Source organism: Teredinibacter purpureus (assembly GCF_014217335.1).
In the GTDB taxonomy this organism is placed as follows: Bacteria; Pseudomonadota; Gammaproteobacteria; order Pseudomonadales; family Cellvibrionaceae; genus Teredinibacter; species Teredinibacter purpureus.
Window position 1 is genome coordinate 1422765 of sequence record NZ_CP060092.1, and the last position, 20737, is coordinate 1443501.

The window sequence follows — 20737 nt, forward strand, 5'->3', positions numbered from 1 at the left end:
TGTTCGAGCCTGAATCACCGGTCAGGAAGGCTTCGTTGACATGCGCTTCTGGTAGCGCATTGCTAATTCGATCAAAAAACCTTGTGGGTATTCATCGCACGCATAAATGAGCGTATCAGGTTTACCTGTGTTTTGGTTGTAGCCTGCTGGCCAGGCCTGAGCAGACATAAAGTTCCACTGATATTGAGTATCGATTTGTTCTACCGCGTCGGCGTGTTGTAGCGTAAAGATACAACCGATGGCAAAAATTATGGTTTTCATTTCGTTGGTCAACATAACGATGTCCTGATAACGATGAGTAGGGTTTATGTTTTGTGAGTATCTAATCTATGTATATCCAAAATCGTGCCATCTTTTATCGTGTTTGTAAGCCCCCAAAACCTTGAGGAAATGCGAGATTACCCATTATTGAGTGGTAAGCGGCGAAGGTATTCAACATTTTGCGAATGTGCTTTTTAAATTGCTTTGCGTTTTGCAAAAGCGTAAAAAAAGCCACGAACACATACGTGAACGTGGCTTAACGTTTCTCTGGAGAGGCGAGAAATACAGTATGTTAAAAAATAGTTAAAAGGGTTAGGCGCGTAACTGAAGCTGTCGGCTTACGAGCATCCCCATTAACCACCATTTTTTAAGTGCCAGTAATTTACAGCGAGGGTCGCGTAGTAATTGCCGTGCGTGTTGGTAGTCGCCAGCGGCAATGAGTGATTTTGCGAGCGTAAGCAAGTGAGTAGCGGTATACCGTAATACGTGAATACGATCGTTATCATCGAACGCGCCTGACTCCACGGCCGCTAACAATCGAACACTAAAAGGGCACTCTGTTTTGGGCGGATTGTGAATGCAGGCACGGTTGTCGGCATCGAGAATGTAAACTTCGAGGCGCGTGGGGCTATAGGCAATGGCTGTTTTAAGGGCTGTTTTAGCCCAAACATCTTGATCTTCGCCCATGGGTTCGTTTTCGGGGAACCCGCCAATCTCTATAAGGAGCGTACGTTCTAGACAGATTGAACCTGTATTAAAGGGTAAATCACCTCGCGACGAAATCTCGAAGTAATTATGCAGTGCCGTGTTCTGCTCAATGGGCCGAGGAAAGCGTATTTTGGGTTCTATCCAATTATCGCCGTGCTTTTTGTAATAATTAGTGGCGAAGGCGCGACAATTAGGGAAGTCGTGAATGAGCGTATGAATTTCTGCGCAAAATCCCGGTAACCATTGATCGTCGGCATCAAGACAAACAATATGAGTACCTGTTGCGTATCGTATTCCAGTATTGCGGGCTTTGGAAACGCCTCCATTGCGTTGTTGGATAAGTTTAACGGCTTTGTAGCATGCCTGCGTTGCAATGGCATGCTTAACCAGTAATGGGCCTTCATCACTTGAGCCGTCATCGACGACAATGACTTCCGCTACTTTTGGGCGTTCATTTAAGACGGATTCAAGCGTGTCCAGGATATGTTTGGCTTTGTTATAAAGCGGGATTACAACGGTAAGCTTTGTTCTTATCATCGACGTATCTCCAATTCTTCATTGCGGCCTCTACGGCGTCCTTGATGGGCCGCTCAGGTTGAACAAATCCATCGTTCAAACCGTTAATAATGATCGGCGTAAGGTTAGCCGCATGAATATTACCTGAGTCTACCTGCATGCTTTGGGCCAACTTTATTTGTTCACACCAACCAACACACTTACTGTGATAATTAAGGGATAAAATAGGGGTGTTAGCGAGGAAGGCAAATACCGCTGCATGTAAACGCATGGCGAGTACAAGTTCGAATTGCGAGAGAAGTGTTAAAACGTCTAAAGGATTAGTGTTGTAGCCAATATGGTTATTAATGATGTTGCCCGGTACAAGTTGTTGTAATTCTTGGTGAACGCGGTTATCTCCGAGCGAGGGGTGACCGTTAAAATCGAGCAAGGTAACATGCCGGCCTGTGTGTTGATGAACGTCAATTATCGTTTGGGCCAATTCGTTAAGGCGTTTTTTTTCCGCCGCCCAATTTCCGCTGAGCCGTTCGTGTGGGCAAAGGCAGATGGCGATATTGCGTCGTTTGGTGTGTGCTGGAGAATACAAAGGGTGCTGTGTGATGAGCGGGGCAAGATCGAACGTGATTTTTACGTTTGCGGTGGGTGCAATTGCCTGCGCAATATCGAAACTGTGTTGATCTCGTACGCCGACGAATTGGCATTCGTGTAAAAATTTTGCGCACACTTTTTCGGCGCCTGTATCACGAAATGGCCCGAGGCCAACACCCAATGCTAGCGCACTTTTTTTACCGCTCAATCGAATAAGGTGCCTTTTTATACCAATATCGTGAGAGTTGTGTAGCACCGATCCACCACCAAAAATGACACGTCGGCTTCGCAAGGCGCAGGCATATTGGCGAAATCTGTTTTCACCGCGAAAGCGTTGATTGGAATTCAATTGTGCAGGTAAGGCCGGGAAACCCGGCATTTTTAATGTTTGGGGCGAATTTAAAATGAAGTGTTGAGCGCCGAGATGCTGTTGAGCACCCCATGCCGTTGCAAGCATAAGTGCGTCATCGCCGGTATTATTCATCCCGTAATAACCACAAAGATAAGTATTTTTTCTCATGCAGATTTCTCAACAGGTAGATCGCTCGTGATACCAGGGCGCAAACTAATGCCTACCCACATCAAAGCTGGCCAATAAACGTAGGCTAGAATTTCCAGGTTTTCAAAAAAACTGTAACTTACCATTACGACGCAAATCGCAAGCCCTGTACGGGCAACTTTTGATTTTTGTGCGGCGATAAGCATGTAAATACACGTGAGAGATAAAGGAATTGCGAGCGCAAATAGCCCTACAATACCTTTAACAAAGAGCAGGCCGTACCAAGAATGGTGGGTGCCAATTGGCATAAACTCCACAATTTTTGGGCCACGCTCAACAACGCCATGGCCCCATATGGGGGCTTCGTTTTCCCACCGTTGAAGGGCTAGCCGTTCTAATGTACCGCGCACACGTGTTGAACCCGGACGGCTTTCTTTGATTTGAGTGTAGGACTCCATCACCCATTGGTAAACGGGTTCGCCTATTAAAACGAGAGCGGGTATTAGAATACCGGCTGCCAGCCATGAGAGTGGGTTTCGTAAAGTACCTAACCCAATCATGATGGGTACAATCGCCATAAAAATAACCCAGCCCGCGCGCGATTGGCTGAGTAGACACATGGTCACCGCGCCTACTATGCCTGCGTTTCGCCAAAACTTATCTTTTTCGGCTAAACATAACACCAAATAAAAACAACTTAAGAGCCCGGCTGCCGGTGCCCATGGCCCAATGAACTGCCAGCGAGCAGCACCTGTTTCGGGGTTTATGCCATAAAGTTTAACGACAAATAATTCGGTTGGGCCGCCAATGGCTTTAACGGGCGAAATAAATAAGTCGCCGGAAACGCCAATACTCGATGCGACTATTCCTAATGCCGCGAAGGGCGTCGCGCTGGCTGCAGCAATACAACAACCGCGTGCCACAATTTGAGGGCGAATGTTTATCATGCACCCCAATAAAGGAAACAGTGCGAGCAAAGCCCAGCCTTTTGCCCAACCAATGGAGGATTTGATTGTAGGGCCTGTTCCCATTTGGCGATCAATATGTGCGACGAGTAATGCCAGAAGCATGACAAACATGCAAATAATCCACAGCCACACGATGGGTGATATTTTTGAAATTGGATTAATTGAAAAGCCGCGCTTACCGAGAAGGTAGACTTTTAGTGAAAAGAGTATCAGTAGCAGCCACCCCAAAGCAGACCCGAGAACATAGAGCCCGCCTATAAGATAAATGGGGTAAGTGAGTGTTAGGCTATAAAAAACTAACTGTTCTTCAGCAGTAAGTCGATCAAATACTGACGATGCCATGCCGTTATCAGTCCAAAGAGAATAAACACCACGCCTAACACCCCAACGGCCATAGCAATCACTTTACTTGGGCTTTTGGGCTTAGAGGGCAATGACGGTACAGACAAAATTTGAACCGCAGGATAAGACGCAAAAATATCCGCTTTGCCTGCTTCTAAACGTGCGGCGGCCGACGTGAAAACGGCCTCTGCCAGTGAGTGTTCTCGCTCCAGCCTTTCCAATTCTGCCGACTCGCGCGTATACACTTTTAACCGGTCACGCAATTTAGCTTCCGCTTGTGAAAGCTCATTAATTTCTGCTTGAGAACCCTGTAGTTTTGCGTAGCTATCCATGAGTGAAGCGAAGAGGTCGGCCCTATGTACGCTATTTTGTAAATTCATTGAATGTAGTAAATCGCCCGCTTGCTCGCCAACTATAATTTTACTACGATGAAGAAGAGAGCTTTTAGCGCCTTCGAACCGTGCCTTTTGTGCGACAACTTTGGGGTGTTTTTCGCCCCAAAGCGATGAATATTCAGCGGCCTTCATTGCACTTGCATCAAGTTCTTGAAGATAACCTTTAAATTCCGGGTCACTCTGTAAACGGAATGCTTGGCCAGCCAGAGAAGGTGATACCCCTAGATCTATACCCAATTGCCGTACAAAGTCTTCTGTATTGCGAGCAAGGGAACGACTGGATAATATTTTTTCGTTCACGGTGGTAATGGTATTCATGAGCTGCGCGACTTGATCGCTAGACACTAGCAGCGACCGCTGTTGAAACTCCACGATCGCGCTGCGTGTTTGCGCAAGACGAAGCCGGTATTGCTCAAGTGCCGCACGCACACTATTGTCACGTCTGAATAGCTCGTCTTGTCTAAGCCGATCAAGGGACTCTTGGAAAGAGTCGTAAATTGCCCAACCATATTCTTGCGCTCTTTCTGGAGAGCCGGAGGGCACATGTATAAAAAGAATAGAGGTTCTTTCGCGTAGCTCGACACGGGGCTTTGCTACATCTTCAAATCGAACCCCGAGTCTATCGGCCACGCTAGACATGACTTCACGACTTTTTAAAATCTCTTTGTAATTCACCAGAGGGCTAAAGGCGACACTGGAAAATGGCGTGTTAGTCACTTGGTTCGCCGCACCTACATTATCGATATTAAAACTACTAGAGCTTCCAGAGCCCGGTAATACAATACTCAATACGCTGGAATACACCGGTGGGCGTGAAAGGTAAAAGAAAACCAGGCCGACAATGCCGAGGATGGATAATAGTGCCACCCAAACATAGCGGAAGCTACGTAAACGCCAAATAGCGCGTCTTACGTAGTGGCTAGTATCAATGGGTACAGGTAGGGTATTCATAACAGCCTCTAACTAAGCCTCGACTTAAAATAATAGCTGAAGTGGTGAGATTATTTCGCTAATACCTCTAGCGAAGTCACGTAAATTTGTTACGTCAGAGTCGTAGCAGGCAAGGGCATCGTTGGGCATTAACATGGGGTTAATATCTTCGCGTAAAGCGTGGCGCATAAGTTGTTCAACAGAACGTTCGATGACTTGCATTTCACCGGTAATAGGGTTTTTACTGGCGAGCACTACTTTGCGTGGCGCGTTTGTCAGCTGTGTACCGCCGACGCAGTTTGCAGAAATGGATGCCTGCAATAACGTCGTGCCATAAGGCAGGCTAGTGCTATAACGACCAATGGCGGCGCTGGCATTATCGTTTGCACTGTTAGTGAGGTTTGACATAAATACGCGAAACCCCTTTGGTGTAATTTGCGAGGGACGAACAAGCGCCGGTTGGAAACACCCAGTGGTGGGGACAATAATTTGGTCGCCGTCGACTAGAGCGACATCCTGAGACGGGAGGCCATTAATAATGCCAGACACATCGAGCTCTATCTGCCACCCCTGACGAATTAATATGACTTGGTTGACTTTTGCATCGGGTCGAACGCCGGAAGCTGCCCGAAGAGCTTCAACAATGGAGCGACGAGCAGCATAATCACCGACAGCAGACAGCCGTTCGCTTACAATACTTTCTTGTCTATTTTCATTAATGGTAACGCGCCCGGGCTGGAATACTGCCCCTCCCACCGTAATATTGACCGGTGCCCAGTGCTTAACCTGCACGCTCACGCGGGCGGTTGTAGGCCGAAAAAGTTCGGCACGAATAAGTGAAATTTCAATTTTTTCAGCCAGCTGCTGCGCGGTAATACCGGACGCGGCTATGGGTAAAAGTAAAGGTAATTGCACGGAACCGTCGGGGTTGAGCACGTAATTCCCGCTGAAACCATCGCCATTTTCAATTTTAATATCGAGCATGTCACCGGGGCTAAGGGGTAGTTCTTGATTGAAAATGTGCAACGGTGGAGCGCCTTTAGCGTTCTTTTGTTGTGTGGATAGCCCATGATCGGCGCGATAATGAACCGATTTTAAATAGTGTCCAGTGCTTTCACAGTTGAGGTTAGAGGCGTAGACATATCGCTCGGTATTGTTATGCGCGATATATTCACCTGCTTCATCCGAAGCACCGTAAAATTTTTCGGAAGGGTTGGCAGGCGTTTGCATTGAGTGGTGTTGGGTGCAGGCCGAGAGCCACATTGCTAACAGTGGGAAAACAATTTTTCTGTTGTGAACAATATCCATAATGCGATCTCAGTTACCTAAAAAGTCAGTTACTTAATTGATTGCACACGGCATGCCAACTATCAACGCGTTGATTTCTATGGTATTTATGGTTTTGTATTTTCACTGCGATAACATTATTTGCAGAATGCGTCATAACCTGTCGGAACGCGCATTACGTTCGCAATATGCGACATTATTTTTTTATAGCCGGAAGGCTAATTTTTGAGTTGTTGCGTAGATTTGTTGTATAACGTACGAAAAAATAGGCAGTAAAATATCGAAGGTGACGTTGCAAAACCCGTATTGTATTTTTAGACATTAATGCTACGCCACACTGGGTTGTGTCGCGTGGTTAAGGTGTTGCTATAACGTATAGAGTGCAGTGTTAGGAGTATGAGTGAGGGGCTATGGGTAGTGGTAAATGCCGAAGCAATATTAAGGCGTTGTAAGCACGCGGGTTTAAATTTCTCCGTTTGGCCTTGTACAACGAAAAAAACCGGCTAATGGCCGGTTTAAACAGTAATGCCGATAGGTCTTTTTCTAGTAAGCGCCGCGCCCTGTCACAACGGCGGGAATGGTAAGTGCAATAATTTTGATATCATTAAAGAGACTCTTCTCTTCAATATAACGTAAATCCAAATTAATTTGCTCATCAAAGGTGGTGTCGGCTCGGCCAGATATCTGCCATAAACCGGTAAGCCCTGGTTTGGTGTTCAAGCGTAGACGAGCTTTGGCGTCGTATGCGGCCACCTCAGCAGGAAGTGCTGGTCGTGGGCCAACAAGTCCCATTTCACCGCGTACTACATTCAGTAGCTGTGGTAATTCATCAATCGACAATTTGCGAATGATACGGCCGATGGGTGTGATACGTGGATCGTGGAAAAATTTCTTACATACGCCATCACGGTCGCTATCAATTGTAGAGGTGTCCACATATTTAGGGTCAGAGGGTAGGTACATGGAGCGAAACTTATACAGGGTAAAAGTTTCGCCATTCTCGCCTACACGTATTTGAGTAAATACGGCGTTGCCGCGGCTTTCAAATTTGATGGCTGCAATCACTAAGAGTAGGAGTGGCGATAGGGCGATAATCGCGAGTAAAGCTGTCGCTTGCTGTATAAATAATGGCAGGCCAGGTTGAAACGTATTGTCAATAATATCGTGAGCGGCGGCCAATAGTAACTGCGAAGAGGTTGGGCTAGTTGTTAACTTGTACATGTGAATAACTCCTATCGAGTATCGTGATTACTGTATAAAGGTTATTGCAGCTAGCGTGCCAAAAAAGGAAGGGTTTTTTAGTCTTTAAGTTTTACAAAAACACTATTTTAATACCTTTTATAGGGGCTTCTAAGCGGTAATATAAGTAGTTTTCGTGAAATCACATACTCGCTTTGCGAAATACAAAAAATCGATAGTGTCTGCTTTGCAAAATAAAAAAAATCCGCGTAGTGCGGATTTTTGTGTTGAGTCTAAACAGGCTATTGAGTAACACTAACTGTTTTTTACCTGTGTGAATAAACGTAGTAAAAATAGAGGGTTACCAACAACGTAGCGATTAAATTTTGCCTTGGGTTCTTGCATTAAACGATACATCCATTCCATACCGAGCTCCCTCATCCACATGGGGCATCGACTAATACGGCCCGAGTAGAAATCAAACAGCCCGCCAACGGCCATTGTCGTATGGGTATTAAGCTTATCTTTATTGCGGGAAACCCAGCTTTCTTGAATGGGTGAACCCATGGCAACAAGGCATATATCGGCACCGGATTGATTGATGTCGGCAATAACATCCGCTTCTTGTTCTTGGTTGAAGAATCCGTGCTGTGTTCCAGCAATGACTAGACCAGGAAATTGTATTTGAAGGTTTTTCGCAGCGGTACTTGCTACACCAGGCGCAGAACCCAGTAGGTATAGGGATTGTTTGCGAGCGTTCGCTTGGGTGCAAATGTGAGGCAGTAAATCGGTGCCATTTAAGTTATCGCGTAAGTTTATGCCGTTGTGCTTGGCGCCAAGCCGAACACCGGATCCATCGGCAAAAACATAGTCGCCGCAATTGAGCGTTTCGAGAAAATCTTTATTATCGTGTGCGAGATTAACTGAATTTACGTTAACAAAAAATACTGATTTTGCCCGTATTGAGGTGTGATTGAAAATCACTTCTAGTGCCTCATTAAGCGTTAGGTTATTTATGTTGATACCAAATAGAGAAAACTTAAGTGGGCTGGAGAGACCTTTAGAGCTGTTGCGATACAGTATCGAGCAGATGATATATTTGACGATTAACAACGCATTAAATTGAATTGAATTGTGTTTTTCGTGATGACGAATGGACTCACCGTGTGTCATTTCTATATTGCCGACCGATTTATGGGTGTCGAATAGGCTGATGATACCGGGTTTTAACGGCGTTAACGTTGATAGCGCATCGTTGGTACAAACAGAATGAAGGCTAACACCACACATAGAGATGTTTCCCTTCATTACATTAAAAAGTAACGCCGATTTTTTAAGTACGCCCTTGCGCCATTGCAGTAGCGATTGTGGTCGGCCGAGGGCATCTGAACGTTGCATACTGCGTAAGGCCGACTTACCTGCGACTATTGCTAAAAGGGCGTTGATTAACATTAAGGGGGAGAGTACGAGGACCAACAAAATCGCCACAAATGTGTCAAATAGAACAATGGACGAGACTATTTTTGTGTGTGAATGATAAGGGCTGTACATAATGTTTACCTCAATGTGTATTTCGTTATTGAGGTTTTTGCAGAGACTATGCCAGTTTTTTAACGTGTTGATTCGTATAGTTATTGTATGATTATAAGGTGTTTGTGTGGTGCTTATTTGCAAAGTGAAAAGCGTTAGTATTTGCAATTTACAACGCTGCGCAAATTGCAAAAAAACGAATGCTTTGAAAGGACTATAGTGTTCGGTGCTTAGAATTCAGGAAATTTATTTTGGGTGGCGACGGTTAACGCGATCATTTTTTGGGTTAGTGATTTCTGAGGGCCAGGCAAACAACGTGCCGCTCGGGTTAGAACTGACTGCAATGTTTTGGTCGTTTTATATAAGATAAAATCCGTTAGGGCGGGTTTATAAAGATGGCGAAGTGGCCCTGCACTGTAGTGCCGAATAAAATCGGTTAGGGTTTCATCTCGATTGTTGTTCCACCGATGATCCAGTAAATGAACATGCGGGTTCGATTTAGCATAATGGATGACATGACCGTTCTCGCCCCAGCCTACATCGTCCTCTTCTGGTAAGGCTTCTTGGCAGTTTTTGATAATTGTTTCGATATACGCGCGCGAGTGTGCGTCATTTCGAAGAATAATAACGCCGGAATTCACGCGTTCGCTATAGCCATTGGCCATGTAAATACTTTTGTTGAATGAATTGAGCTGTTCGAAGGGGGGGCATCGTGGCGTAACCTCAGTGTCTGCGTCGAGAAAAACCACCCATTCATAGTCTTTTTTTAGGGCTTCACGCAGCAAGAATATTTTTAACCACACCACATCCAAGTCCAGCGTGGAGACTTTTGGTCGGTCGACTACACTGTATAAATAACCGTTTTTTTGTGCGAATGCTTTATGCGACTGCAAGCACGTTCGATAGCGCCATTGAAAGCCGCCCGTCGCCAGCGAAAATAACAAACTATTGGCCATAGAGACTTGCCTAGCAATATACGTGTCATTTTATTCTAGTCGTTATTCCATAGCGCAATCGATATTAACTAACAGTGAGATTTCTATGCCTGATAGCGTAGGCCCCAATGCCGCGAGAATACTCTTTGTTGACGATGAAACTTCAATTTTAAAAAGTTTGCGTCGTGTTACTCGGCCGCTAAACAGCGAATGTGTATTTGTGGAAAGTGGTGCCGAGGCACTCGCTCTTCTAGAGGCGTCACCGTTTGACGTTATTGTATCGGATATGCGCATGCCGGAAATGGACGGCGCAGTGTTGTTGTCTCAGGTCGCAAAACGTTACCCAGAGACAATGCGATTAGTGCTGTCAGGTTATTCCGAAGATGAACTTATTATGTCGGCGATTAATGAAGGCCGCATTTGGGGGTATATCCATAAACCCTGGGATGACAATCTATTGCTGGTAACGCTACAGCAAGCGTTAGCAGCGCAGCAAATGATGGTGGAGCGCGCGCTCTTACGTCACACCGTTGAGCGGTTTACGCGAGAACATAAGTCGGGATTCTGTCGATTCGTGGGGGCCTCTGCGGCCATGCAAACGGTTTATAATCAAATCGAGCGTGTGGCACCGAGTAATGCTTCCGTTTTTATTACGGGGCCGAGCGGCACGGGTAAGGAGCTGGCGGCGGAAGCGTTACATCAATTGAGTTCACGTCAACAGGGGCCGCTGGTGCCGCTCAATTGTGCCGCTATTCCGAGTGAGTTAATGGAGTCTGAAATATTTGGCCATGTAAAGGGTGCGTTCTCTGGTGCTGTGGCTAATAGAGAGGGTGCTGCAGGCCAAGCCAGTGGCGGCACGTTGTTTCTCGATGAGCTGGGTGAAATGGATATTTCGTTGCAAGCTAAGTTGCTACGTTTTATTCAGACGGGCACTTATCAAAAAGTAGGTGGCTCGAAATTGGAAACCGCCGATATTCGATTTGTGTGTGCGACCAACCGTAACCCGCTACAGGCGATTGCGGAAGGTTTATTGCGCGAAGATTTGTATTATCGGTTAAATGTTGTGTCGATTAATATGCCACTTTTAGCAGAACGCGATAATGACGCATCGCAACTTGCGAATTATTTTTTGCAGCTATTTGCAAAACGCGAGGAGAAAGAGTTGGTCGGCTTTACTCAGGACGCTGAGAAAGTCATAGATACCTACGGTTGGCCCGGTAATGTTAGGCAGCTAGAAAATTGCGTGCACAGTGTTGTGGTGATGTGCAGTGGCCCGCTTATTACTGTAGAAGATTTAAAAACAGCGTTACATCTAACCGACACGGATATAGCAGCCTTCCAATCTAGGCCTGTATTGTCGTCTTCTTTAGAATTGGAAAGCCCTCTAGAGCCCGCTGTTCTAGTGGGCTCTGGTGCCGCACTTCCTTCTTCCTCTGAACAATTAAAACCACTCTCTGTGGTAGAGCGAGACTATATTGAAAAGGCAATTGAGCGCTGTCAGGGCAATGTAGTGAAGGCCGCTACGTGTCTGGAAGTAAGCCCTTCTACGCTGTATCGCAAAATGCAAAATTGGGAAGCAAAAGTTTAACAAAAGATTTATGCGTAGCGGTGATGCGCACCTTATACCTTCCGTCTGGGGCATAAATTTAGCAAACTCACATTGTGGTAAGCGTCTTGCAGTACCTTTCCAAACCCTCATGTTGGATAGGCCGTAATGTTGCAGTTTCTTAAAAATCGAATTCAAGACAAACTTTTTCGAAACACCAGTTGGATGCTGCTATCGGAAGCCACAGCCAAAATCAGCCGGTTACTCACCGTGGTTGTTATGGCGGCCTACTTGACCCCTGTTCAGTTTGGTATCGCCAGCCTTGCGTTGGTGTGTCACGAATTGATGCGTATTTTCAGCCGCGCCGGTGCCGGTGCGGCAGTCATTCAGTGTGAAGAGAGCGATTTAAAGGCTACGGCGGCGAACGCCTCACTGCTGCAATGGGTAATGTGTATCACGCTCGTTGGGCTGCAGTTTGGTGCGGCCGATTTTATTGCCGGTTATTACCAGGAACCTAAAATGGCGCCATTGCTGAAAATAATGGCGTTTACCTACCTGTGTTACCCGCTCGTAGCGGTGAAAGTCTTTATGGTTCAGCGCGAAAATCGTATGCGTTTTTTTGCTTTTGCCAATACGCTGAACATATCGACGGACAATTTAAGCACGGTCGTATTTCTCATGCTCGATTTTGGCATTGCATCAGTTGCTTATGCCAAAGTTATCACGGCCTTTAGTTGGGTGCTTATTTTTGCGTTCGCACGCGTTAAGTCGGTTCGTCCTGGCTTTGATTCCTCCATATTCCCAAAATTAACGGTTATGTCCCTGCATATTTTTGGGTCTGAGTCGGCGAGAGTGTTGCGTTCGCAAATTGATATATTAATTGCAGCAAAATTACTCAGTGCAGAAGCTTTAGGGTTATATAGCTTCGCCAAAAATGCGGGCGTTGGTTTAAGTCAATCAATTGCCAATGCGTTTTTCGCAGGACTTTACCCGTATATATGCGAAAAAATTCGCTTGGGTTTTGCCGAGCAAGCAAAACGCAAGGCGCTTATTTATGCTGGGGCTATATCAACAATTTTCGTCATGCAATCGCTAGCGGCGCCGTTCTATATTCAACTTCTTTTTGATGTTCGATGGGAATCGGCGGGTTCAATTGTCGCGGTTCTGTGTTTTACCGGCGTGTCACTTATATTTGTTGACACATTAGGGCTCGTTTTTCGAGCGCTTAAGCAAACACTGAGCGAGTTGGCCCTAATCTTGTATTGTGTAATGACGACGACCAGTGCGTTGCTCTTCTTTCAGCCTGAGACTACAACGGAGCTCGCATGGACAACAACTTTGGTCAGTTTTACGTGGTTACTACCCGTAATACTGCAACTACGAATGAAACAACATTTTGTTCAACAAAAGGTAACTGCATCATGAACAACAGCAAACCCATTTTTTCCGTCGTAATGCCTATGTACAACGTTGAGCGATATGTCGCGCAGGCGATAGATTCCGTACTTGCGCAAACCTATAAACATTTTGAATTAATCTGCGTAAACGATGGCTGTACAGATGATACGTTACGCATCGTGGCTGCCTATGATGATTCTCGTATCAAAGTGGTACATCAGAAAAATATGGGGCTTGCGGCGGCCCGTAATACGGGTATTAACTACGCGAATGGTGTGTTTGTAGCGTTGTTAGATTCGGACGATGCCTGGCGTTCAAATAAGCTGTCTGAACATTTTAAACATTTTCGCAATACCCCAGATTTAGATATTAGCTATAGCGCGTCGCGCTTTATGGATGAAGATGGTGTGGATATGGGTATTGGTCAATACCCTCAGTTGAACGATATTACACCGCAAGTCATTTTTTGTCGTAACCCCATTGGGAATGGATCGGCTGCCGTAATACGCAAAAGCCTGCTTACGAATATAGCGGAGCGAAAAGTGGTTGATGGAGCATTTAGAACAACGTATTTCGATGAAGATTTTCGACAGTCTGAAGACGTTGAATTTTGGTTGCGTGCAGCGCTTAAAACCGACTGTGTATTTGGTGGTATTGGCGAGGCCTTGACTCAGTATCGTGTGAACGCGAGCGGCTTAAGCGCAAATTTAGATAATCAATTTGCGGCGTGGAAAAGTTCAGTCAATAAAAATCAGTCGATATCACCGGTGTTTTTTAGCCGCTGGGAGAGCTTAGCGGAAGCGTATCAAAAACGTTATTTAGCTCGTCGTGCGGTTCAGGCGCGTAATAGTTTTGTCGCGCTTAAATTGGTGTGCTCAGCAGTTGCAACGGATTGGAGAATTGTAAAACAGGAACCTGTAAGAACAGCCGCAACGTTTGGTTGTGCGGTATTGTCCGTGCTACCGACTAGCGTGTACGCTGCAATTGAACACGCAGGTATGATGACAGCCAATCATTTTCGTAAAAGTGAAGCGGCTTAAATAGACGGTTAAGGTGTTGTTAATGCATTATGCTGAAAGAGCGCGGCGTTATTCTGTGGTAACGGGAATAGCGATAGTAAACGTTGTGCCGCGCTCTGCATTACTCGTCACGCTAAGTTCACCTCCGTGCTTGGTGATAATGCCATGGGAAATAGAAAGGCCTAAACCTGTACCTTTTCCTGGAGCCTTAGTAGAGAAGAACGGATCAAATATTCTATCGATGTCCATGGGTGAAATACCCTTCCCCGTATCAGAAATTTTTACGTAGAGAAGCCCTTTTTCAATACTGGTAACTATTGAAATAGTCCCTTTCGATTCTATCGCCTGTGCAGCATTCACCAGCAAATTCAAAATAACTTGAGAGAATCCCCCTGCATAGCCGTCAATTGCGGGCAAATCACTGTATTGCTCAACTATATCGCCTTTGTATTTGAGTTCGTTCCACACGAGTTTTAGTGTGGAGCGAATAGATTCATTGACGTCGAACGGTTTTTTTTCGTCGGTGTCGGGCCGAGAGAAATCCTTCAGGCTTCTGACTATTTCGGATATGCGCTCCATTCCCGAAATGGAGTCCGAGATAATATCGTTGAAATCGTCCATTAAAAACGCGATGTCATAATTTTTATAGGCGTCTGCGATCACGCTCGTGATTTCGGGATCTTTATCGAGCGCAATGACGGTCTCTATAAACCCGTTGATGTCGCTTTTATATTTTTTTAAGGTATTAAGATTACTGCGTACGTAGGCTGAAGGGTTGTTTATTTCGTGTGCAACGCCGGCCGATAGTTGGCCCATGGATGCCAGTTTTTCTTGGTGTAAGAGCTGTGCTTTTTGAAAGCGCAGGCGGTTGTAAGCAGTGGTTAGGGTAGAGGTCGCTTCATGGAGCTCGCGAGATTTATCTTCGAGTAATTTGTCGGCGTATTCACGCGCTTTTTTTTGCCGTTCATAGGCGGCTTTGTAATCTGGGTTGGTCATAGAATACGAATGTCGATTAAGCAGTGGTCTTCGCCGGTATGCATACAGGTGTTTTGGATGATATCAATGGCTACGTCGTACTGCTTAGCTGCGCCGTATATCAGCCCCTCTGCTAGCAAACAGAGCTTTCTGGGTGAGGTGTAATACATTTGCATATGCTGGTTATTTACCGCGGTACATCGAATTTGAGGAAGGTGGGCGTCGTGGTAGAGTTTTTCGACTTCTTTGTGAATAACGCCTTCAATACTGGAGAGAAAACTAAAAAAAGTGGGTTGTACTTTTCTAAAAACGGGAAATTTGCTATCTAACTCTGTAAATAAATATTCGCCGAACGCGCGTTTTACATCGCTTTTAGAGAGTTTGAGGTGCTCAGAGATTACGTCGACAAAGGTGAGCATTTCTGAATCTTCATAACTGTGTGCGGAAGCGTATATGCCCCCGGAGGATGGCGCTACTTTTTCAAGAATTGCTTCCCAGGTTTGCATACCATAATTCTTTTCGATCATATCGTTTAGAGCGATGAATACGGCGCCTTTCATAGCGTAACACCTTCTTGTTGGTATTTAGTTCACCCTATTGCGAACCTGTATATCTAAATGCTCACCGGTACTGTTTTCGTAGCGCGTTAGTTTTTCAATATGCGCCCTCGTTAGAGGCGTTCCTGTGCGTAGTAGCAGTACTTGATTGGCCGAAAAAAGATCGCTAGAAAGAATCATTCCGGGCGTTAGGTGCTGTCGATCTTTCGTGAGTATAGTTGACTCTGACAACAGTGAGTGTTCGTCGATAATATCAAAGAGGGCGCTGGTTACTTGGTGGTCATAATAACGGCCTGTTCGGCTCTCGATGTAGGCGCGCGCCTCGTTATGGCCGCTTACGTTATTGGTTAAACGACCTTCGAATAGTAATACATAATCGGTAACAACACCCATTATGCGCGCGGGCATTGGAATCTCGTTTTTATTTAAACCGCGTGGGTAACCGCTACCATCAAGACGCTCTTTATGCTTGCCAATGATTTCGGCGACAGGGTTAAGTTCGGCCATGCCGCTCAAAATGGTTTCGCCAATTTCAACTTGCGCTTGGTAACGTTTTAGCTCGTTGTTGTCGAGTTCGGAAACAACTTTATAGCTCCAATAATCCGACATGGCTAGGCTGCCAATATTGTGGAGCTTTCCGGCAACGTCTAAATTGTCCTGGTCTCGGGTGCTAACGTTTAGTGCCTTTGCAAGGCTAATGGAGGTATTGGCAATGAAGTGCCCGTGACCGTCACCTTTGCCACTGAGCTCTATAATGTTAGACACGGCATTGAGTAAATCCAGCGTGCGGCACTCGGCTTTTTTATGCTCAATTTGGAGAAGCGAGAGCGCTTGTTCTACTTCTATATTTTTTTCCTTTACGCTACGGTCAAGGCTCAACGCTAGTTTTCCAAGCTTTCGGTTTTGCGTGCGCGTTAATGCTTCAAGGCGTTTTCGTTCACGTTGTGAGGATTGGAATTCAACGGCATTTTGAATAACGCTACTTAATACTTGGTCGTCCCACGGTTTAGAGATGTAGTTAAATATTTTTGCCTCGTTGACGACTTTTTCCAAGGCATACACGTCTGAGTAGCCCGTAATGAGAATACGCTCGGTTTCGGGTTGTAGCTTGCGTACTTGGCTTAAGAATTCGGCGCCGTCCATTTCGGGCATACGCATATCGGAAACCACTACATCAATAGTGTTCTCCTCAAGAATAGCCAAACCCTCTTTGGCTGAATTCGCACAATAGACGTCCCATTGTTCATCTCTCGAAAGCCGCTTTAATGCTTTCAATACGGGTAGTTCGTCGTCTACGAATAGAATCTTGGGTGAGGTTGCGGTGGTCTCTGATATTTGCATCTGTTTTTCCTAAAAATGGGCTACTCTAGCCTCTATACTGTTTAAAGAATAACCTGCTTGACGTAGATTACATTTATATCATGAATAACATGAACCTCAGAAAGACTAGTTGGTTATCGATACTAGAAGTCTTTTAGTGAGGGGTTATAGATTGGGAAGACCATATGACTGATAAGTATAAGGAGCAATACACCTCTGGTGAGGTGGCTAAGCTATGCGGCGTGACGCTAAGAACAGTATTGAATTGGATTGGTAAGGGGTTGTTGAAGGCCTATAAATTACCCGGAAGGCGCGGTGATAACCGTATTCGACGACCAGACTTAATTGCCTTTATGACGTCTCACGGCATGCCCGTGCCGGAAGAGGTTGGCGGGGGCATTAGGCGTGCGTTAATTGTGGATGATGAGTTAGCTATGGCCAAATCTATTCAGCGAATTTTGCGGGGAAAAGGCTTCAGTACAGAAATAGCGAATGATGGCTTTAGCGCTGGACTTGCCTATGGGGAATTGCAGCCGTCGTTGATGACGTTGGATTTACAAATGCCGCAGGTGGATGGCTTTCAAGTGCTAAATCAACTTGCGGATAAAAAGTGCGGCAAAATTATTGTGATATCGGGATTAGGTAAAGAGGATTTACAGAGGACGTTAACGCTAGGTGCTGACGCGGCGTTACAAAAACCGTTTGAAAATACTTGTTTGGAAGGTTTAGTTGATAAATGGTTCTAATGACTAGGCTCTGAAGGAAAGTGGTAGCTAGAGGGAGACTTGAACTCCCGACCTCAGCATTATGAGTGCTGCGCTCTAACCAGCTGAGCTACCTAGCCACTTATACCTTTGCCTGCCGACCTTAATAAAACGTGTTGTTTCTTTAGGGGGCGTATCGCTTTTGGCGATGAAGAGGGCTCCTGCCCAATATTCTCTGTATACCGTGAAGCTGGTACGCATAACCCCGTGATCTATCCGTAGATGAGCCAATGTAAAATTGGGTAGGGGTCGAGAGGGCCGCTATTTTCACTAGTCGCCCTATCAAAGTCAAGCGAGATTTAAACGTTAAAGCGGAAATGCACTACATCACCGTCTTTTACAGTATAGTCTTTGCCTTCGAGCCGCCATTTGCCCGCATCTTTAGCGCCAGCTTCACCGTTAAAATTTACGAAGTCTTCATAAGCAACCACTTCTGCGCGAATAAAACCTTTTTCGAAATCGGTGTGAATTTTTCCGGCGGCTTGCGGCGCAGTAGATCCGATTGGAATTGTCCATGCGCGTACTTCTTTAACGCCAGCGGTAAAGTAGGTGTGAAGATTGAGCAGGTCGTAGCCGCCACGTATCACGCGATTTAATCCAGGCTCGTCCATGCCCATTTCTTCGAGAAATTCGATTTTTTCATCGTCGTCTAATTCGGCTATTTCGGCTTCCATTTTGTTACAGATGGGCACCACAACGGCGTTTTCTTCTTTGGCTATTTCGATCACTTTGTCGAGGTAGGGGTTATCGCTAAAGCCGTCTTCTTGCACATTAGCAATGTACATGGTGGGTTTAAGCGTTAAGAGGCTGAGTGTTTGGAGTTGCGCCTTACGTTCATCGTCGAGCCCGAAAGAGCGCAGTGGCTTGGCTTCGTTTAAGTGCGGTAAGACTTCCTCTAGAAGCGCCTTCATACGCATGGCGTCTTTGTCCTGCCCTTTGGCGGCTTTTGAATAGCGAAAAATAGCTTTTTCAACGGTATCTAGGTCGGAAAGGGCCAGCTCGGTATTGATCACTTCAATATCGGATGCGGGGTCAATTGCGCCTTCTACGTGAATAACGTTGGGGTCGTCAAAGCAGCGTACAACGTGGGCGATAGCGTCGGTTTCTCGAATATTAGCGAGAAATTGGTTGCCGAGACCTTCTCCTTTGGAGGCGCCAGCTACGAGGCCTGCGATATCGACAAACTCCATCGTGGTGGGCACGACGCGCTCGGGTTTTACGATGTCGGCGAGCTTGTCTTGTCGAGGGTCTGGTACTGCTACGACGCCAGCATTTGGCTCAATGGTGCAGAATGGGAAGTTCTCAGCACTAATACCGGCTTGGGTCAGTGCATTAAACAAAGTGGATTTGCCTACATTAGGTAAGCCGACGATGCCGCAATTAAAGCCCATGTGTTCATTCCTATCTAATCTTGGCAAGGCAAAGAAGGCTTTGCGCATGCCTTTATATGTGACGCCTTCTGACGGTGTTGACCTCTTTTAAATTCCCTATGATGGATAGATCACAGGGAAAGGTGTTACGTGTTCAGAGTGCTGTTAACGTGTCTGTTATGCGATTGTGTATTCGTAGTCATAGTATTACTGGCTTGGCGTGACTTGGCTAAATATTTTTTAATGCGCGAGCGTGTAGCCAATTAATTTGTGTGCAATTCTCGCATGGCTTTCTCCCAGTCGCCGGCGACTAAATCGGGAAGTGCTTTTTCACTTTCAGACAGTGCAATGTCTATGAGCGTTTGCTCTGCAGCGGGCGCTTTCTTGAGTACGTAACCGCTGACTTGTTTGGCGTTTCCGGGGTGGCCTATGCCAACGCGCAAACGCCCAAAATTTTTGTTGTTACCTAGGCTGCTAATAATATCGCGCAGCCCATTGTGGCCACCGTGGCCGCCGCCAATTTTTAATTTGGCTATACCAGGATCTAAGTCGAGTTCGTCGTGTACGACGAGAATATTTTCGGGTGCTATTTTATAGAAGTTGGCAAGTGATGCCACCGCTTGACCGCTGCAGTTCATGAACGTGGTGGGCACTAATAATCGAATATCGTTACCCTTGAGGGTGATGCGACCGGAATAACCGAAATGCTTTGGGGTATTGGCGAGTGGTTGAGCATGCGAACGAGCCAGCTCTTCGACAAAATCTTGCCCTGCATTGTGACGAGTGTTGGCATATTCAGCGCCGGGGTTTCCCAGCCCCACGATCATCTTTATGGCGGTATTCATGGCAACAATGTTTTGCGTTCGATGAGTGAAATACACTATGTAAGTGAGATACAAAAAGGGCAGCCTTTGGCTGCCCTTTCAACGCAGGAAGATTTACTCTTCGCTAGCGCCTTCTTCTGTCGCTGCTTCGTCGTCATCTGAGGCACCGCGTGCCTTAAAGACGTTGGCAACGGGCAAGTTGTGGTCTTCGCCGTGTGCAAGAGCAACAGACTCAACGCCTTTCGGCAATACCAAGTCAGAGATATGAACAGAGTGACCCAATTCGAGCTCTACTAGATCAACTTCGATGAACTCGGGAAGATCGCCAGGCAAACAGCTGATTTCGAGATCTGTCATGGTGTGAGAAATCGTTCCGCCTTGTACTTTAACGCCTTTACAGGTGTCTTCGTTTAAGAAGTGTAAAGGTACGCGGGTGGTAAATTTCTTGGTCTTAGAGACGCGCAAGAAATCAGCGTGTAAGACGATAGGCTTGGCTGGGTGACGTTGTAGATCTTTTAGAATAACGTCTTCGGCTTTTCCATCTACATTCAAGGTTATGATGTGAGAGTAGAACGATTCGTGCTCTAAGTGCTTGCTTAGTGCGTTATGCGAAAGCGTAATGTTGGTTGGTTTTTTACGACCGCCATAGATAATGGCAGGTATTAAACCCGCTTCGCGACGTAGGCGGCGGCTCGCACCTTTCCCTGTATCATCACGTAGCGCTGCATCAAGAGTGAAGTCTTCATTAGACATTGTGTAATTCCTAATTTTGTAACGATTGATTAAATATATGGCGCCATCCCGCGACCAGGAACAGTGCCGTTTA

19 protein-coding genes and 1 tRNA gene are annotated in these 20737 nt (G+C 46.0%); 4 read left to right on the forward strand and 16 right to left on the reverse strand.

The annotated features are described in order from the left end of the window. Positions 1-21: 21 nt before the first annotated feature. From H5647_RS22090 to H5647_RS06330, 9 genes are all read right to left on the reverse strand, one after another. Positions 22-276 (reverse strand): hypothetical protein, encoded by a 255-nt coding sequence (locus H5647_RS22090; RefSeq protein WP_045857208.1) that lies wholly within the window; start codon positions 274-276, stop codon positions 22-24. 297 nt (positions 277-573) lie between these two features. Continuing rightward, entirely contained in the window at positions 574-1506 is a 933-nt protein-coding gene (locus tag H5647_RS06295; RefSeq protein WP_045857210.1) for a glycosyltransferase family 2 protein, read from the reverse strand. Next, a complete protein-coding gene (locus H5647_RS06300; protein ID WP_045857211.1) occupies positions 1466-2593 on the reverse strand; it encodes a polysaccharide pyruvyl transferase family protein in 1128 nt (375 codons plus the stop codon). The genes H5647_RS06295 and H5647_RS06300 overlap by 41 nt, the downstream gene beginning before the upstream one ends. Further along, on the reverse strand, positions 2590-3882 hold the full coding sequence (locus H5647_RS06305; protein ID WP_045857213.1) for an O-antigen ligase family protein: 1293 nt from the start codon (positions 3880-3882) through the stop codon (positions 2590-2592). Before H5647_RS06305 ends, H5647_RS06300 begins: the two co-directional genes overlap by 4 nt. Next, positions 3837-5228: a GumC family protein gene (locus H5647_RS06310; protein ID WP_045857216.1), complete on the reverse strand. Its 1392-nt coding sequence runs from the start codon at positions 5226-5228 to the stop codon at positions 3837-3839. The genes H5647_RS06305 and H5647_RS06310 overlap by 46 nt, the downstream gene beginning before the upstream one ends. A gap of 24 nt (positions 5229-5252) precedes the next feature. Continuing rightward, positions 5253-6515 carry a polysaccharide biosynthesis/export family protein gene (locus tag H5647_RS06315; protein WP_200911639.1) on the reverse strand — a complete coding sequence of 421 codons (1263 nt, stop codon included), beginning with the start codon at positions 6513-6515 and terminating at the stop codon, positions 5253-5255. A gap of 522 nt (positions 6516-7037) precedes the next feature. Next, a complete protein-coding gene (locus H5647_RS06320) occupies positions 7038-7715 on the reverse strand; it encodes a sugar transferase (protein WP_052691899.1) in 678 nt (225 codons plus the stop codon). 273 nt (positions 7716-7988) lie between these two features. Continuing rightward, positions 7989-9224, reverse strand: a complete 1236-nt coding sequence (locus H5647_RS06325; RefSeq protein WP_045861139.1) for a WecB/TagA/CpsF family glycosyltransferase — start codon at positions 9222-9224, stop codon at positions 7989-7991. A 209-nt stretch (positions 9225-9433) separates the two neighbouring features. Further along, positions 9434-10159, reverse strand: coding sequence for a hypothetical protein (locus H5647_RS06330; RefSeq protein WP_052691901.1), 726 nt, complete (start codon positions 10157-10159; stop codon positions 9434-9436). A gap of 85 nt (positions 10160-10244) precedes the next feature. Here H5647_RS06330 and H5647_RS06335 point away from each other — a divergent pair, with 85 nt between their 5' ends. The 3 genes from H5647_RS06335 to H5647_RS06345 all read left to right on the forward strand — a co-directional run bounded on the left by H5647_RS06335 (position 10245) and on the right by H5647_RS06345 (position 14122). Next, entirely contained in the window at positions 10245-11726 is a 1482-nt protein-coding gene (locus H5647_RS06335) for a sigma-54-dependent transcriptional regulator (protein ID WP_045857219.1), read from the forward strand. 126 nt (positions 11727-11852) lie between these two features. Further along, positions 11853-13109: an oligosaccharide flippase family protein gene (locus H5647_RS06340; protein WP_052691902.1), complete on the forward strand. Its 1257-nt coding sequence runs from the start codon at positions 11853-11855 to the stop codon at positions 13107-13109. Then, positions 13106-14122, forward strand: a complete 1017-nt coding sequence (locus H5647_RS06345) for a glycosyltransferase family 2 protein (RefSeq protein ID WP_045857220.1) — start codon at positions 13106-13108, stop codon at positions 14120-14122. Before H5647_RS06340 ends, H5647_RS06345 begins: the two co-directional genes overlap by 4 nt. A gap of 48 nt (positions 14123-14170) precedes the next feature. Here the strand turns inward: H5647_RS06345 and H5647_RS06350 are convergent, their stop codons facing one another. From H5647_RS06350 to H5647_RS06360, 3 genes are read right to left on the reverse strand one after another with little or no spacing between them, the layout of a single operon-like run. After that, positions 14171-15097 carry a sensor histidine kinase gene (locus tag H5647_RS06350; protein ID WP_052691903.1) on the reverse strand — a complete coding sequence of 309 codons (927 nt, stop codon included), beginning with the start codon at positions 15095-15097 and terminating at the stop codon, positions 14171-14173. Then, entirely contained in the window at positions 15094-15636 is a 543-nt protein-coding gene (locus H5647_RS06355) for a heme NO-binding domain-containing protein (RefSeq protein WP_045857222.1), read from the reverse strand. The genes H5647_RS06350 and H5647_RS06355 overlap by 4 nt, the downstream gene beginning before the upstream one ends. A 24-nt stretch (positions 15637-15660) precedes the next feature. Next, the gene (locus H5647_RS06360; RefSeq protein WP_045857224.1) at positions 15661-16974 is read right to left on the reverse strand and encodes an HD domain-containing phosphohydrolase; all 1314 of its coding nucleotides are present in this window, start codon (positions 16972-16974) and stop codon (positions 15661-15663) included. A 164-nt stretch (positions 16975-17138) separates the two neighbouring features. On the opposite strand from H5647_RS06360, the gene H5647_RS06365 reads away from it, so the two are divergent. Beyond that, on the forward strand, positions 17139-17699 hold the full coding sequence (locus H5647_RS06365; RefSeq protein WP_045857225.1) for a response regulator: 561 nt from the start codon (positions 17139-17141) through the stop codon (positions 17697-17699). A gap of 21 nt (positions 17700-17720) precedes the next feature. Here the strand turns inward: H5647_RS06365 and H5647_RS06370 are convergent. The 4 genes from H5647_RS06370 to H5647_RS06385 all read right to left on the reverse strand — a co-directional run bounded on the left by H5647_RS06370 (position 17721) and on the right by H5647_RS06385 (position 20664). Further along, positions 17721-17797 (reverse strand) — tRNA-Met (locus H5647_RS06370). 219 nt (positions 17798-18016) lie between these two features. Next, positions 18017-19108, reverse strand: coding sequence for a redox-regulated ATPase YchF (ychF, locus tag H5647_RS06375; RefSeq protein WP_045861143.1), 1092 nt, complete (start codon positions 19106-19108; stop codon positions 18017-18019). A 242-nt stretch (positions 19109-19350) separates the two neighbouring features. Further along, positions 19351-19932 carry an aminoacyl-tRNA hydrolase gene (pth, locus tag H5647_RS06380; RefSeq protein WP_045861144.1) on the reverse strand — a complete coding sequence of 194 codons (582 nt, stop codon included), beginning with the start codon at positions 19930-19932 and terminating at the stop codon, positions 19351-19353. Between the two features lie 93 nt (positions 19933-20025). Then, positions 20026-20664: a 50S ribosomal protein L25/general stress protein Ctc gene (locus tag H5647_RS06385; protein WP_045857227.1), complete on the reverse strand. Its 639-nt coding sequence runs from the start codon at positions 20662-20664 to the stop codon at positions 20026-20028. Between the last annotated feature and the right edge of the window lie 73 nt (positions 20665-20737).

Excerpts from the sequence above, each read along its gene's own strand:
- H5647_RS06305 (WP_045857213.1), bottom strand. The coding sequence starts at position 3,882 with ATGGCATCGTCAGTATTTGATCGACTTACTGCTGAAGAACAGTTAGTT.
- H5647_RS06320 (WP_052691899.1), bottom strand. The coding sequence starts at position 7,715 with ATGTACAAGTTAACAACTAGCCCAACCTCTTCGCAGTTACTATTGGCC.
- ychF (WP_045861143.1), bottom strand. The coding sequence starts at position 19,108 with ATGGGCTTTAATTGCGGCATCGTCGGCTTACCTAATGTAGGCAAATCC.
- pth (WP_045861144.1), bottom strand. The coding sequence starts at position 19,932 with ATGAATACCGCCATAAAGATGATCGTGGGGCTGGGAAACCCCGGCGCT.
- H5647_RS06360 (WP_045857224.1), bottom strand. The coding sequence starts at position 16,974 with ATGCAAATATCAGAGACCACCGCAACCTCACCCAAGATTCTATTCGTA.
- H5647_RS22090 (WP_045857208.1), bottom strand. The coding sequence starts at position 276 with ATGTTGACCAACGAAATGAAAACCATAATTTTTGCCATCGGTTGTATC.
- H5647_RS06300 (WP_045857211.1), bottom strand. The coding sequence starts at position 2,593 with ATGAGAAAAAATACTTATCTTTGTGGTTATTACGGGATGAATAATACC.
- H5647_RS06365 (WP_045857225.1), top strand. The coding sequence starts at position 17,139 with ATGACTGATAAGTATAAGGAGCAATACACCTCTGGTGAGGTGGCTAAG.
- H5647_RS06340 (WP_052691902.1), top strand. The coding sequence starts at position 11,853 with ATGTTGCAGTTTCTTAAAAATCGAATTCAAGACAAACTTTTTCGAAAC.
- H5647_RS06335 (WP_045857219.1), top strand. The coding sequence starts at position 10,245 with ATGCCTGATAGCGTAGGCCCCAATGCCGCGAGAATACTCTTTGTTGAC.
- H5647_RS06385 (WP_045857227.1), bottom strand. The coding sequence starts at position 20,664 with ATGTCTAATGAAGACTTCACTCTTGATGCAGCGCTACGTGATGATACA.
- H5647_RS06330 (WP_052691901.1), bottom strand. The coding sequence starts at position 10,159 with ATGGCCAATAGTTTGTTATTTTCGCTGGCGACGGGCGGCTTTCAATGG.
- H5647_RS06355 (WP_045857222.1), bottom strand. The coding sequence starts at position 15,636 with ATGAAAGGCGCCGTATTCATCGCTCTAAACGATATGATCGAAAAGAAT.
- H5647_RS06310 (WP_045857216.1), bottom strand. The coding sequence starts at position 5,228 with ATGAATACCCTACCTGTACCCATTGATACTAGCCACTACGTAAGACGC.
- H5647_RS06350 (WP_052691903.1), bottom strand. The coding sequence starts at position 15,097 with ATGACCAACCCAGATTACAAAGCCGCCTATGAACGGCAAAAAAAAGCG.
- H5647_RS06315 (WP_200911639.1), bottom strand. The coding sequence starts at position 6,515 with ATGGATATTGTTCACAACAGAAAAATTGTTTTCCCACTGTTAGCAATG.
- H5647_RS06345 (WP_045857220.1), top strand. The coding sequence starts at position 13,106 with ATGAACAACAGCAAACCCATTTTTTCCGTCGTAATGCCTATGTACAAC.
- H5647_RS06295 (WP_045857210.1), bottom strand. The coding sequence starts at position 1,506 with ATGATAAGAACAAAGCTTACCGTTGTAATCCCGCTTTATAACAAAGCC.
- H5647_RS06325 (WP_045861139.1), bottom strand. The coding sequence starts at position 9,224 with ATGTACAGCCCTTATCATTCACACACAAAAATAGTCTCGTCCATTGTT.